The 14,827-nt window shown below is 72.0% G+C and carries 7 protein-coding genes; 6 read left to right on the forward strand and 1 reads right to left on the reverse strand.

Annotated elements, in window-relative coordinates:
• Nucleotides 1-42 precede the first annotated feature (42 nt).
• Nucleotides 43-1,719, reverse strand: coding sequence for a serine/threonine-protein kinase (locus ACZ4WS_RS41580; RefSeq protein WP_467988442.1), 1,677 nt, complete (start codon nt 1,717-1,719; stop codon nt 43-45).
• A gap of 498 nt (nt 1,720-2,217) precedes the next feature.
• Between ACZ4WS_RS41580 and ACZ4WS_RS41585 the strand changes: the two genes are divergently transcribed.
• From ACZ4WS_RS41585 to ACZ4WS_RS41610, 6 genes are all read left to right on the forward strand, one after another.
• Nucleotides 2,218-5,955, forward strand: a complete 3,738-nt coding sequence (locus ACZ4WS_RS41585) for an FHA domain-containing protein (protein ID WP_467988444.1) — start codon at nt 2,218-2,220, stop codon at nt 5,953-5,955.
• 386 nt (nt 5,956-6,341) lie between these two features.
• Nucleotides 6,342-7,757: an ABC transporter substrate-binding protein gene (locus ACZ4WS_RS41590; protein ID WP_467988445.1), complete on the forward strand. Its 1,416-nt coding sequence runs from the start codon at nt 6,342-6,344 to the stop codon at nt 7,755-7,757.
• Between the two features lie 9 nt (nt 7,758-7,766).
• Nucleotides 7,767-9,122, forward strand: a complete 1,356-nt coding sequence (locus ACZ4WS_RS41595; protein ID WP_467988447.1) for a carbohydrate ABC transporter permease — start codon at nt 7,767-7,769, stop codon at nt 9,120-9,122.
• A complete protein-coding gene (locus ACZ4WS_RS41600; RefSeq protein WP_467988449.1) occupies nt 9,119-10,000 on the forward strand; it encodes a carbohydrate ABC transporter permease in 882 nt (293 codons plus the stop codon). Before ACZ4WS_RS41595 ends, ACZ4WS_RS41600 begins: the two co-directional genes overlap by 4 nt.
• A 220-nt stretch (nt 10,001-10,220) precedes the next feature.
• Complete coding sequence (locus ACZ4WS_RS41605; protein WP_467988450.1) at nt 10,221-12,488, forward strand: bifunctional glycosyltransferase/CDP-glycerol:glycerophosphate glycerophosphotransferase; 2,268 nt, start codon at nt 10,221-10,223, stop codon at nt 12,486-12,488.
• Between the two features lie 138 nt (nt 12,489-12,626).
• A complete protein-coding gene (locus ACZ4WS_RS41610; RefSeq protein WP_467988452.1) occupies nt 12,627-14,825 on the forward strand; it encodes a bifunctional glycosyltransferase/CDP-glycerol:glycerophosphate glycerophosphotransferase in 2,199 nt (732 codons plus the stop codon).
• Nucleotides 14,826-14,827: the final 2 nt, after the last annotated feature.

Consider the following 14,827-nt stretch of genomic DNA (forward strand, 5'->3'; position numbering starts at 1 on the left):
GGAGACGGAAATCACCCGTCAGATGTCGACAAGTCCCCAGAGTCAGTTCCCTGAGCTGCCGCCCAGCTTCCCGATCCAGTCGGTCACCTGGTTGTACACGTGGGTCAGCTCGCCCCAATAACCCCTGGAGGTCCCGATCCACCCCTGAAGGGGACTGAACTCCCAGACCAGCCAAGCGGCGACAAACAGGATGACGACGGTGAACAGGCACCCCTTGAGGCAGCCGAGGCCCGGAATCTTCGTCGGGTTGGCGCTGCGCTGACGGGGCTCACGCGGCTGACGCGGCGCGGGCTGCTGGGGCTGCTGCGGCGCGGGCGCGTAGCGCTGCGGCTGAGGCTGCTGCTGCGGGGCGGGCGCGTAGCGCTGCGGCTGCTGGTGCTGAGGCTGCTGCTGCGCGTACTGCTGCGGCTGTTGCTGCGGATACCCGTACCCGGGCGGCGGCTGCTGGCCCTGCGGCGGGCGCTGCTGGGGCCGTGCGACCTGGCGCTGAGGACGGCGGCGCAGCGGATCCTCGTTCGGGTCGAGGTACTGGACCTGCGTCTGCTCATTGCGGTCGCGGGCCGCGCGCAGCTGGTTCTGCCAGGGATGCGGGTCCTCGGGCCCCGGCCCGCCGGGCTGGTTCTGCCCCACCGGCGGCATGACGGCGGTCGGATCGGCCGCGCCACGGTTGGGCAGGACGGACGTGGGGTCGGCGGCACCGGTGTGCGGCAGGACGCTGGTCGCGCCGTTCGGGTCGTACGCGCCCGCGCCGTGCGGCAGCACCTGCGTGGGATCGGCCGCACCGGGAACGCCCGGGACGGCCGCCGGGAACGGGTCGGGGGCGAGCAGCGCCCCCACGCCCTCCGCGGCGGCGATCTGCGCGGCGTTCGCGTGCACGCCGACGCCCGCGGCGACGGCGCGCAGTCCGTGCGCGAGGTTCTCGGCGCTGGGCCGTTCCTCCGGGTTCTTGCGCAGGCAGCGTTCTATGACGGTCCACAGCGGGTCCGGGACGGTCGACGGACGGCGCGGCTCGGCGCTCAGGTGCTGGTGCAGCACCTCCAGCGCGGACCCACCGGCGAACGGCGGACGCCCGGTGACCAGCTCGTACAGCAGAATGCCCGCCCCGTAGATGTCGACGGCGGACGTCTGCGGACGCCCCTCCGCCGACTCGGGCGCGACATAGGCGGGCGTGCCGACGAACTCGTGGGTCCGGGTCAGGCCCGGGGAGTCCGCCAGCCGGGCGATGCCGAAGTCGGTCAGCATCGGGTGCATCTGGCCGCCGTCCTGCTTGAGCAGGACGTTCGCGGGCTTCAGGTCGCGGTGGACGACGCCGTCGGCATGGCTGGCGGCGAGCGCGTCGGCTACCTGGGCGGTGAGCAGGGCGGCGGCGACGGGCGAGAAGGGGCCGTTCTCACGCAGGTAGCGGTGGAGATCGGGGCCGTCGACGAGATCCATGACGAGCGCGAGCAGGTCACCCTCGACGACGAGGTCCCGTACGCGCACGATGTTCGGGTGGGTCAGCCGCAGCAGCACGGACCGCTCGCGCAGGAAGCGCATCACGATGTCCGCGTCGCTCGCGAGCTCCTCCTTGAGGACCTTGATCGCCACGGTCTCGCCGGGCTGGCCCTGGACCGCCGCCTCGGCGCCTGCCGCCTCCCGCTGGCGGGCTCGCCAGACGGTGCCTGTGGCGCCGCGCCCCAGCGGCTCCTCAAGGAGGTACTTGCTCCCTACCGGCCGCACGTCATGCGCTCCCTGTTGCTTGCTTGCCCGTTGCTTGCTTGCCTGGTCCGTCCACCGTGATCACCGTGGTACAGGTGTTCCGACCCACTGTAGTGCCGCGCTACATGGCACTGGGCTGTCGTCTTTCTGTGCTTTCCACAGGTCCCACACTTCCTATGGGTCCCACAGGTGCTTGTGTTCCGCATAAGCGCTTACGTACACGTTCCCGTACATGTTCGAAGGAAGGACGCTCGGTCCGGGCGGTTGGTTGCCGAAGCCTTGGCGTGACCGATCTCAAGCGGGCACCTGTCGGGCACTGGGCAGGCACTTTTACGGGCAGAGCCGACCAATCAAGATCACTTACGGGTGGGTGGCGGGCGTGTTGTCAGTGGCAGGTGCGAGGATGCCTTCAGTACTGGCCGACGTGCCCGTGTGCGGTGGGGGAATCTGCGGTGGGGGGACCGCAGCGCAGCCTCGTCCTCGTCGCGGACACCTGCGCGGAAGGGACCGCTGACGGCGATGCAGATCCGGCTGACCGTCGTAGACCCGCTGGGCCCGCCCTCGGAGCCGCGGGGGCGTGCCGCCGCCTGCGATGTGCTGGTCACCGCGCCCGCCGGGACGGCGCTGGCCGCGGTGGCGTCGGGACTGGCCTCGGCGGTCGGCGGGGGCGACGGTCAGGTCGTGCTGTACGCGGCTGCCGAGCGCCTCGACGCGCAGCGCTGCACGCTGGGGGAGCCCCCGCTGACCGACGGCGCCGTGCTGTCCCTGGGCGCGCCCGCCGAGCCCGGTCCCGACGTGGACGACGGCGCGGCCCAACTCCATGTGATCGCGGGCCCCGACGCGGGCGGCGTCCACTTCCTGCACGGCGGCCAGATCCACATCGGCCGCTCCGCCGACGCGGACGTGCCGCTGGACGACCCCGACGTCTCCCGCCTGCACTGCGCGGTCACGGTCACCCCCGAGGGCCGCGTCTCGGTCGCCGACCTCGGCTCCACGAACGGCACGACGCTCGACGGCACCCGCGTCGGCACCGGCCCGGTCCGCTTCGCGCCGGGAGCGCTCCTGCGCGTCGGCGAGTCCGCCCTGCGACTGGCTCCGCCCGGCGGTGCGGGGGCCCTGGGGACGGCACCCGACGGGGAGGGGCATGTGCGGGTGGCGGCGGGAGCCGGGCAGGGTTCCGGTGCTTCCGACGTCCCCGGCGACGGCGGTGCCGTACGCCCCGGGTCGATGCCCGCGAGGCCGACGACACCGGCCGCGACCGTGCCCCACGCGCGCGTGGGCGGCGTCGGCCGGACCCCGGCCACCGGGACGGCCGACAGCGCGCCGCTCCCGCCCGCCGGAGACACCCATCACGCCTACGGATCGGCCGAATGGGGAGCCGCGGGAGGAGTACCCGGCGCGCAGGAGCACGGTCCGGCCATACCGCCCGCCGCTTCGCCCGCCGTGCCGTCCGTTGTGCCGGAACAGGGCGGGGCGCCCCGGATCGAGAGCAGGCCGGGGGGCGGTCCCGCGTCGGTCGCGCACAGCGACCCTCCCACCGGGGCCACGGACGTGTCCGGCGCGGGCAGCCGAAAGGGCACTCCCCCACGAGGCACGGACGTGCCGCCGGGCGTACGCAAGCGGGGCGGGCTCGGCGCCTGGGCGCGGCGGCTGGCCGGGGGACGCGGTGAGCCGGTGGGAGCCCGGGAGCAGGTGTACGACGCGACGGAAGCCGCGACGGAGGAGCCGCTGCCCGCCCTGCCGCAGTCGCCGGAGAGCTGGCCCGACCCGGCGACGCTGCTGCTCACGGCGCTGGGACCGGGACCGCGGCTGTGGGAGCGCGGCCCCGGGCACCCCGAGGCCTTGACGGTGCGGCTGGGTACGGCCGACCGCGCGGCCCCCGACGGCTCGGGGCTGCTGCCCGCGGTGCCGGTCACCGCGGACCTGCGGGAGGTCGGCACACTGGGCCTGGCCGGACCGCGGGCGCGCCTGGCGGGGCTGGCCCGCGCGGTCGTGGCCCAGCTCGCCGCGCTGCACTCCCCGGACGCCCTCGAGCTCGTCCTGATCAGCACGGACCGCTCCCGCACGGCGGAGGAGCGCACCGCCGAGTGGTCCTGGCTCGGCTGGCTCCCCCACCTCCGCCCCACCCACGGCCAGGACTGCCGCCTCCTCCTCGCCTACGACCGCGAACAGGCGACGGCCCGCACGGACGAACTCCTCCGCCGCCTGGACGACCACCCGCCGGAAACGGTCCGCACACCGGGCGCACCCCGCGCCGCCGACGCTCCGGGCACCCGGTCCGGCGCCTACGGCCGAGAAGCCGGCCGCCTCCCCTCCGACGGCACCGGCGACGGAGTCACCCCGTCCAGTCGCCGGGACGCCGAGGTGCGCGGCGGGGCCCGACGGCCCTCCTGGGCGCGGGACGAGGACCCGGCGGACGGCGCCTTCGAGGGGCCGTACACGGTCCTCGTCGTGGACGGGGATCCCGGTGCCGCCGACCTACGGGAGGCCGTGGTGCGGCTGGCGCACGAGGGCGCGCGGGCCGGGATTCACGTCGTATGCCTCGCCGAGACCGTCGCGGCGTCGCCCGCGTCACCGGTGACGGACACCTACGAGGCGGCGTGCGAGGCGTCACCGGCGTTCCGCGAGTGCGGGGCGGTCGCGCTGCTCAGCGGGGATGTGGCTACGGCACTGCGGTTGCTGCGGGTGGCGCCGGGTGGGCCTGCGGGGCCCGCCCGGGGCCGCCCCGCAGGACGCGGGCAGGGCGATGCGGCGGGGGCCGGTACGACTGGTACGGCTGGTATCCGTCCCGAGCCCGCCCCGGGCCGACCCTCCGAGCCCGCCCCTGGCACCCACCGCGAGCCCGCCGGAGCCACCCACGGTGGCTACGGCTACGGCAGGCCCACCGACGGCAGCTCTCCTGGCGCCGGGTCCCCGCACAGCGGCTCCGCCGCACACTCGCCGCGCGGCCCCCTGGGTCACGGCACCGTCGCCGCGGTCGACGCCGTGTCGGCGGCCTGGGCTGAGCGGTTCGCGCGGGCGCTCGCACCGTTGCGTACGGATGGGGCGCATGGGGAGCGGCACGCGCGGGTGTCCGTGCCGTTGCCTCAAATGGCGCGGCTGCTCGACGAGCTGGGGCTGGCGCGGGCCACCCCGGCGTCGCTGATGGCGCGTTGGGCGGACGCGACCGACGACGCGGAGGCGCTCGGCGGGCGGGGCTGGGCCGTGCTCGGTGCCGGGCCGCGCGGGCCCGTCTGCGTGGATCTCGCGGCCGAGGGCCCGCATCTGCTGATCGAGGGACCGTCGGGCAGCGGCCGTACGGAACTGCTGCGGTCCATCGCCGCGGCCCTCGCCGCCGCCGAGCGCCCCGACCGCCTCGGGATCGTCCTCATAGACGGACGGGACGGCACCGGAGGCAACGGCGGAGCGGGCCACGGTGCCGGGCCGGGCGACGGGTTGCGCGTCTGCACCGACCTCCCGCACGTCACCACACACCTCGCCGCCAACGACCCCGTCCGCATGCGGGAGTTCGCCCAGTCGCTGAGCGCCGAGCTGAAGCGGCGGGCCGAGCTGCTCGGGCGGCTCGACTTCGCGGCGTGGCATACGCGGCGCGAGGTGTCGGGGCGGATGGTCACGCAGCGCTCGGCGGGCGCGGCGTCCGGCGCGGCCGGCACGTCGTCCGGCGCCGGGGATCTCGACGCGCCGCCCAGTTCCACCCTGCGGCTGCGGCCCGCGGCGGCCAGGGAGCGTACGGAGCCGGGGCCGCCGCTCGCCCGCCTCGTCGTGGTCGTCGATGACCTGGACGCGCTGCTTTCGCCGGCGTTGGGGTCGCCGGGGCGGCCCTCGGCCGGGTCGGTCGTGCGGGCGCTGGAGGCCGTGGCCCGTGAGGGGGAGCGGCTGGGGGTGCACCTTGTGGCGGCGGCCGGGGTCGACGGGCGTACGGCGGAGTCCGAGCTGGCTCGTTCCGCCGCGCTGCGGATCACCCTCGACGCGCCGTCGCCGGGGCCGGACGAACCCGCTCCCGGTCGTGGCCTGCTGCTGCGGCCGGACGGGCGGGCGACTCCCTTCCAGGCCGGGCGGGTCACGGGGCGGATTCCTCGTACGGCCACGCTTCGTCCCACGGTCGTTCCCCTGGAGTGGCACCGGATGGGCGACCCGCCGGCCCGCCGGCCCGTCCGTGAACTCGGCAATGGGCCCACGGACTTGGCTCTCCTCGCCAGTGCGCTGGAGCGGGCGGCTCGCTCGGTCGCGGCGGTTGAGGTGCCGTCGCTGCTGTAGGCCCAGGGCGGGTGGGGAGGTTTTTCGCCCCCTCCGCCCCTACCCTCCCCCACTCGCGGCTTCGCTCGAGCGGGGGACCCCCATCCTCCTGGGGCTCCGCCCCAGACCCCGCCAGGGGGCGCTGCCCCTGGACCCCCGCTCCTCAAACGCCGGAGGGGCTGAAATCTTGAAACGCCGGAGGGGCTGAAAGCTTGAAACGCCGGAGGGGCTGAAATCATGCCCGAGCCGGAAAATTCTGGCGCCCACGCCAGAACACGTCACGACGCGGCAACGATCGCTCACTTGACAGTGTTGGCGCTCTTGCCGCCCTCGCAGGCGCGGGCGTAGACCAGAGCGCACGGGACAGCGCTCGGGACGTTCGACGAGGAACGAAGAACGGGGCAGTGATGCGCAGCAATCTTCGTAAACGCAGGTCGCCCAGTCACTCCACGCACAGCTCACGCAGGGCCGCACAAGCCGCCGCGGCCGCCGTCACCGCCGGCGCGCTCGCACTCGCGCTCACGGCGTGTGGCGGCAGCGACAACAACAAGGCCAACGGAGGCAAGACGAGCGGCGGCAGCACAGAAAGCAGCGCCTCCGTTCAACTGCCCAAACTCAATGGGCAGACCCTGGAGGTCGCGGCCGTCTGGACCGGCCCGGAGCAGGACAACTTCACCAAGGTTCTGGACGAGTTCGAGAAGCGCACCGGCGCCAAGGTCAACTTCGTACCGACCGGCAACAACACCTCCACGTTCCTCGGTACCAAGATCGAGGGCGGCAAGCCGCCGGACGTCGCGTTCCTCCCGCAGGTCGGCGTGCTCCACCAGTTCGCCGACAAGGGCTGGATCAAGCCATTGGGCAGCGACGCGCAGGCCCAGCTCGACAAGAACTTCTCCACCGGGTGGAAGGACCTCGGGGCGTACAAGGGCAAGCAGTACGGCATCTATGTGAAGGCCGCCAACAAGTCCCTCGTCTGGTACAACACCGCCGCCTTCGATGCCGCCGGCATCACCAAGACGCCCACGACGTGGAAGGACTTCCTGTCCACGGCCCAGACCCTGTCCGACGCGGGCTCCCCGGCCGTCTCCATCGGCGGTGCCGACGGCTGGACCCTCACCGACTGGTTCGAGAACATCTATCTCTCCCAGGCCGGTCCGGATAAGTACGACCAGCTGGCCGCCCACGAGATCAAGTGGACGGATCCGTCGGTCAAGGAGGCCCTGACCACGCTCGCGCAGCTGTGGGGCAAGGACGACCTGATCGCGGGCGGCCGCTCCGGCGCGCTGCAGACGGAGTTCCCGAAGTCGGTCACCCAGACGTTCTCCGGTGACACCCCGGCCGCGATGGTCTACGAGGGTGACTTCGTGACCGCGAACATCAACGCGGACACCAAGGCGAAGGTCGGCACGGACGCCAAGGTCTTCCCGTTCCCGGCGGTCGGTGCCAAGGCGCCCGTGGTGAGCGGCGGCGACGTCGCCGTGGCGCTGAAGGACAGCAAGGGCGCGCAGGCCCTGATGACCTTCCTCGCCTCCACCGACGCGGCCGAGATCTGGGCGGCGCAGGGCGGCTTCATCTCGCCCAACAAGGCGATGGACACCGGTAAGTACAAGGACGCCGTCACCCGGGACATCGCGAAGGCGCTGCTCGCCGCCGGTGACGACTTCCGGTTCGACATGTCCGACCAGGCCCCGGCGGCCTTCGGCGGCACGCAGGGCATCGGCGAGTGGAAGGACCTCCAGGACTTCCTGAAGAACCCGAAGGACGTGGCGGGCGCCCAGAGCGCCCTCGAGGCCGACGCCGCCAAGGCGTACAAGAGCAGCTGACGGCGCGGTATGTCGTCTTCGGCAGCGAAGGCGGGAGGCGCCGGCGCCCTGCCGCCGGTGCCTCCCGCCGCAACGCGCAAGAGCGTGACCGGGACCAGACTGTGGGTGGCGGTGCTGTTTCTGCTGCCCGCACTGGTGATGCTCGGTGCGCTCGTGGTCTACCCGATCGGGTACTCGGTCTGGCGCAGTCTGTACGACGCCGACGGCTCGGGCTTCGTCGGCCTGGAGAACTACGGCGACATCTTCACCAACGACCAGACACTGACCGCGGTGCGCAACACCGCGATCTGGGTCGCCGTCGCCCCGGCCGTCGTCACGGCACTCGGCCTGATCTTCGCCGTGCTGACCGAACGGGTGCGCTGGGGTACGGCGTTCAAGCTGATCGTCTTCATGCCGATGGCGATCTCCATGCTCGCCGCGGGCATCATCTTCCGCCTGGTGTACGAGCAGGACCCGAACCAGGGCGTCGCCAACGCGATCGTCACCTCCGTGCACGACGCCTTCGTCGACTCCTCCGTCTACCCGAAGGCGAGGCCGAACGCCCAGGTCAGCGATCTGAAGGCGTCCGGCGGCGGTTCCTTCACCACGACGGGCACCGTGCACGCGGGCACCCCCGCCCTCCTCCCGCTCGTCGGCATCGCGCCGAACAAGCTCCCCGGCTCCCCCGCGGACGCCGAGTCCGCGAGCGGCTCCGGGGTCACCGGCACCGTCTGGCTGGACTTCAAGCTCGGCGGCGGCGGAAAGAAAGGCGCGGTCGACCCGGGCGAGAAGGCGCTGAAGGGCGTCAAGGTCGAGGCCGTGAAGGACGGCAAGGTCGTCGCGTCCACGAAGAGCGGCGCCGACGGCACCTTCCGCCTGCCCCAGGTGGCGGACGGGGCCCAACTTCGCTTGCCGGGCTCGAACTTCGCCGCCCCCTACAACGGGATCGACTGGCTCGGCCCGACCCTGGTGACCCCGGCCATCATCGGCAGTTACGTCTGGATGTGGGCGGGCTTCGCGATGGTGCTGATCTCGGCCGGTCTCGCGGGCGTGGACCGCAATCTCCTGGAGGCCGCCCGGGTGGACGGCGCCAACGAGTGGCAGGTCTTCAGGAAGGTCACCGTCCCGCTGCTCGCACCGGTCCTGATCGTGGTCCTGGTCACGCTGATGATCAACGTGATGAAGGTCTTCGACCTGGTCTACATCATCGCCCCGCAGCCCAGTCAGGACGACGCCAACGTGCTGGCCCTCCAGCTGTTCCTGTCGTCCTTCGGCGGCGGGGGCAACTACGGCGTCGGCAGCGCGATCGGCGTCATCCTGCTGCTGCTCGTGCTGCCGGTGATGTTCGTCAACATCCGCCGACTCAGGAAGGAGCGCGAGCGGTGACCGCACTCGACACGTCCGTACGCGCCAAGCGCTCCCCCGCCGCCCGGCTGGCGAGCGCCGCGGCCGGCAGCGCCCTGCGCGTGTTCCTGTTCCTGGTCGCGCTGTTCTGGCTGGTGCCCGCCTTCGGCCTGCTGGTCTCGTCGTTCCGCGACCCGACCGACATCGCCTCGTCGGGCTGGTGGAAGGTCTTCACGGCCCCCGCCCAGCTGACCACCAAGAGCTACAAGTCGCTCCTGGAGAACGACGCCATCACCAGTTCGCTGCTCAACACCATCTGGATCACGGTCCCGGCGACCCTGCTGGTCGTGATCATCGGCGCGATGGCCGGATACGCCTTCGCGTGGATGGACTTCAAAGGCCGCGACTGGTGGTTCCTGGTGGTGGTCGCGCTGCTCGTGGTGCCCGTACAGGTGGCGCTGATCCCGCTCTCCGATCTCTTCGGCAAGATCGGGATCTTCGGTGACATCATCGGTGTCGTCCTTTTCCACGTCGGCTTCGGACTCCCCTTCGCGATCTTCCTGTTGCGCAACTTCTTCGCGGAGATCCCGCGTGAACTCCTGGAGGCGGCACGGCTGGACGGCGCGGGAGAGGCACGGCTCTTCGCGACCGTCGTGCTTCCGCTCGGCGCGCCGGCGATCGCTTCGCTGGGGATCTTCCAGTTCCTGTGGGTGTGGAACGACATGCTGGTCGCCCTGGTGTTCTCGGACTCGAACTCGCAGCCGCTGACGGTCGCCCTGCAGCAGCAGGTGCGGCAGTTCGGCAGCAACATCGAGATCCTGGCGCCGGGCGCCTTCATCTCGATGGTGATCCCGCTGGCCGTGTTCTTCGCGTTCCAGCGGCAGTTCGTGTCCGGCGTGATGGCGGGCGCGGTGAAGTAGCCGTACGCGTCACACTGAAACAGCCGTACCCGACGAGTTGAAACAGCCGTACAAACAAGGCAGTTGAGGGGCGGGCCGACACCGGCCCGCCCCTTCGTCCTGTCACCGGAACGCCCCGCCGCGTTCACCCGACATCCCCCGTATGCCACATCTGGCGTAACCAAGTCACCCCTTCGGCCGTTCCCGGGCAGGTATGCCCACGCCGACCCATGGATGTCCCTTGCCCAGGTTCAGTGTCATCGTCCCCGTGTTCAAGGTTCAGGCGTACCTGCATGAATGCCTTGAATCCGTACTGGAGCAGTCCTACCCGGACCTCGAACTGATCGCGGTGGACGACTGTTCGCCCGACGCCGGCGGCGCGATCATCGACGAGTTCGCGGCCCGCGACGCCCGGGTGCACGCCCTGCACCTGCCGGAGAACGTCGGTCTGGGCCGCGCCCGCAACGCGGCCCTGAAGTGCGCGAGCGGCGACTATCTGATCTTCCTGGACAGCGACGACACCCTCACCCCGGACGCGCTGCGCGCGATCGCCGACCGCATCAAGGAAACCTCCGAACCGGACGTCCTGGTCTACGACTACGCGCGCACGTACTGGTCGGGCGAGGCGGTCCGCAACCAGTTCGCGGAGCACCTGACGGAGGAGGGCCCGGCGCCGTTCCGGCTCGACGACCGGCCGGGGCTGCTCAGGGTGCTGATGGTGGTGTGGAACAAGGCGTACCGCCGGGAGTTCGTCGAGCGCGAGGGCTTCACCTTCCCGTCCGGCTACTACGAGGACACGCCCTGGACCTACCCGGCGCTGATGTCCGCGGAGACGATCGCCACCCTCGACCGGGTCTGCGTCCACTACCGGCAGCGCCGCCGGGGCAGCATCCTCGGCACCAGCAGCCGCAAGCACTTCGACATCTTCGAGCAGTACGACCGTGTCTTCGCGCACATCGACGCGCACCCGGAGCTGGCCCACTGGCGCCCGGTCCTGTTCCGCCGCATGATCGACCACTTCTCGACGCTGTTCCTCAAGCGCGACCGGCTGCCGGCCGGTTCACGCGCCGAGTTCCTGCGCGGGGCCCGCGCCCACTACCGCCGTTACCGCACGCCGGGCGCCCCCGTCCGCGCCCGCACTCGTCTGCGGCACGCGATGGTCCGCCTCGGCACCCACCGCACCTTCCGCCTGCTGTCCCTGGCGTCGTACCTCAACCGGCAGTCCCTGCACCTCGGTTCACGACTGCTTCGCAAGGTCCGGGGCGCCGCGCTCCAACTCCACTACCGTGTCCAGCTCCGCCTCCCCCTGCGCTCCGACCGCGCCGTCTTCTCCAGCTACTGGGGCCGCGGCCACGGCTGCAATCCGGGCGCCCTGGAGTCCGCGTTCCGCACCTTCGCGCCGCGCGTCCGCACCGCGTGGATCGCGCACCCCGAGCACCACCACACGATCCCCGCCTCGACGCGCAGGCTGCGGCCCGGCACCGCCGCGTACTGGACGGCACTCGCCCGCTCCAAGTACCTGGTGAACAACGTCAACTTCGACCGACGGCTGGTCAAGCGCTCCGGCCAGATCATGATCCAGACGCAGCACGGGACCCCGCTCAAGCACATGGGCCTCGACCTCCAGGACCGCCCGGCGGCCGCCCGCGACACGGACTTCACCGAGCTGCTGCGCAGCGCCGACAAGTGGGACTACTGCCTGTCCGCAAACCGCCACTCCACCCTGGTGTGGGAGCGCGTCTTCCCGGCCGGGTTCACGACGCTGGAGTACGGCCTGCCCCGCAACGACGTGTTCCAGCAGGCGACTTCGGTCGACGTGGCACGGCTGCGCGAGTCGCTCGGCATCCCCGAGGGCTCCGTCGCCGTCCTGTACGCGCCGACGTACCGCGACTACCGCCGCACCCAGCGCCGCCCCCTCGACCTGGAGCGCGTGCTGCGCCAGCTCGGTCCGCGCTTCGTCGTGCTGACCCGCGCCCACCACTCGTACGAGGCCCCGCTGACACACGCCGCGGGCGGCCGGCTGATCGACGTGTCCGACCACCCGAGCATCGAGTCCCTGTGCCTCGCCTCGGACGCCCTGGTCACCGACTACTCGTCCCTGATGTTCGACTACGCGGGCCTCCACCGGCCGATCGTCATCCACGCGGACGACTGGGAGGCGTACGAGGCGGCCCGCGGCACCTACTTCGACCTGCGCGCCTTCCCGCCGGGCGCGGTCGCGCGCAGCGAGGACGAGCTGATCGACATCTTCGCGACCGGGCACTGGCGCGGCTCGCGCTCCACGCAGCTGCGGGCCGCGTTCCGCGAGCGCTTCTGCCCGTACGACGACGGGCGCGCCGCCGAGCGCGTCGTACGCCGTGTGGTGCTCGGCGAGACAGCCGGTCTACCGCCGTTCATCCCGCTCGCCGAGCGCCACCCCGTCCCCTCGGCCATCGAGGCCCGGCCGACCGCTCCCCTGGCGACCGTGCCGCCCCCCGGTGGCGCCGTCCCCGTCACCGAGAACCTCTGAACCGGAGTCCGCGTGCCCTCCAGCCCCTCGCGGCCCACGCCCACCCGGCCTGCCACCTGGCGGCCCGCCGGACGACCCGGCCGATGAAACCCCGGCTCGGCGTCCCTTGAGAGAACGCTCCTTGAGAGAAAGAGCAGAATGCCCCGCTTCAGCGTCATCGTGCCCACCCATGGAGTCGCCGGGCGACTGGCCCAAGCGCTGGACTCGGTCCTCAGCCAGTCCTTCGGCGACTTCGAGCTGATCCCGGTCTGCGACGCGCCGGACTCACCGGCCGGGACGGTCGCCGCCGCGTACGCCGCGCGGGACTCCCGGGTCGCCCCGGTTCACTCGCCGCCGTCGGGCGGGCTGAGCGCGGCGCGCAATTCCGGCATGGCCGCGGCGACGGGCACGTATCTGCTCTTCCTCGACGGCGACGACGTGCTGGTGCCGGGCGCGCTGGCCGCCCTGGACACCAAGCTGCACAAGGATGTGGACGTCCTCTACTTCGAGCACGAACGGGTGCACTGGTGGGAGGGCGAGCCGAGCACGCCCCCGCTCGACAAGGACCCGCGGGTCATCGGCGTACAGGTCCCCGCGTTCAGTGCGGCCTACCGTCGCGCCTTCCTCGCCGGGCACCAACTGGTGTTCCCCGAGGGGCATTTCACGGACGCCGGGTGGGGCGGCCTGGTCGCCCTCGCGGCCGAGCGGGCGGACGTGCTGCGCTCGGTCTGCGTACGGCATCACCTGCGACGCCAGGGCAGCCGGCTCAACACGCCGGGCGAGCACCAGCTCGAACTCCTCGACCAGGTCGAGCTGGTACTGACCCGAGCCATCGAACAGCAGCTGCCCGCCGCCCGGTTGAGGCCACTGTTCGGGCACCTCTTCGCCGTGGTCCTGAAGACGGCGGCGCACCCCGAGCGGCTGCCCGCGCGCCTGCGCCGGGCCTTCTTCCGCCGGGCGGGCAGGCTGTACCGGCGCCACCGCCCGGCCGGGTTCCGGCCGCCGTCGGGCAGTCTCGGCGTACAGCACCGGCTGCTCGCGACCGGTGCGTACAGCGCGTTCCGGGCATTGCGCGGCGCCAACCAGGCGGCGGAGCGGGCCACTTCACTGATGCCGGGTCCCGCTCGGCGCGCGCGCGGTATGTACGCGGCGTATCTGCGCAGGCCCATCGACGAGAACCTGGCCGTGTACTGCGCGTACTGGGGTCGTGGTTACGCCTGCAACCCGGCCGCGATCCACTCGGCCGCACAGCGGCTGGCCCCGCACATCCGCTCGGTGTTCCTCGTCACCGAGGAGGCGGTGGAGCATCTGCCGAAGGACATCGATCACGCGGTGATCGGCAGCCGCCGCTACTGGGAGGTGCTGGCGCGCGCCAAGTACCTCGTCAACAACGCCAACTTCGAGGGGGCGGTCGTCAAACGCCCCGGCACCGTCCACCTGTCCACCCAGCACGGCACCCCGCTGAAGAAGATGGGCATCGAGCAGGCCGAGTACCCAGTGGTCGCCGCCGCCACCGGAAGTTTCGACCGCCTGCTGAGCCGGGTCGACCGCTGGGACTACAACCTCAGCTCGAACCGGCTCTCCACGGAGGTGTGGGAACGGTCCTTCCCGTCCTCGTACGAGATGCTCGAGTACGGCTATCCGCGCAACGACGTCTACTACACGTCGTCGGCGTCCGATGTGCACCGCATTCGCAAGCAGCTCGGTGTCCCCGAAGGCCGCACAGCGCTCCTGTACGCGCCGACGCACCGCGACTACCACACCGGGTTCAACACCCAGCTCGACCTGAAGGCGCTGTGCGACGCCCTCGGGGACGACTTCGTGGTGCTGCTGCGCGCCCACTACTTCTACGACGGCGACCAGGGACGCCTGCGCGACGAGCGGATCATCGACGTCACGGCGCACCGTTCGTCCGAGGACGTCTGTCTCGCCGCGGACGCCCTCATCACCGACTACTCGTCGATCGTGTTCGACTACGCCAACCTGGACCGGCCCATCGTCGTGTACGCCGACGACTGGGACGTGTACCGCGAGACGCGCGGAGTCACCTTCGACTTCCTGGGCTCCCCGCCCGGCCCGGTCGCCCGCACCGCCGACGAACTGGCCGCCGTCTTCCGCTCCGGGTCCTGGGCGGGAGCCGAATCGGCCGCGCTGCGCGCCCGGTTCCGCGCCCGGTTCTGCGAGTTCGACGACGGCCGCGCCGCCGACCGTGTCGTACGCCGCGTGCTGCTCGGGGAACCGGCCGAGGCCATCGAGCCGCCGGTTCCGCTCGCGCACCGCACGCCCGCGCCCGCCGCCGTGACGATCGCCGTGCCGACCGCCGCGCCCGCCGCCGTGACGACCGCCCCGAGGAGCTGACA

This window comes from Streptomyces sp. NPDC029292, assembly GCF_055569295.1.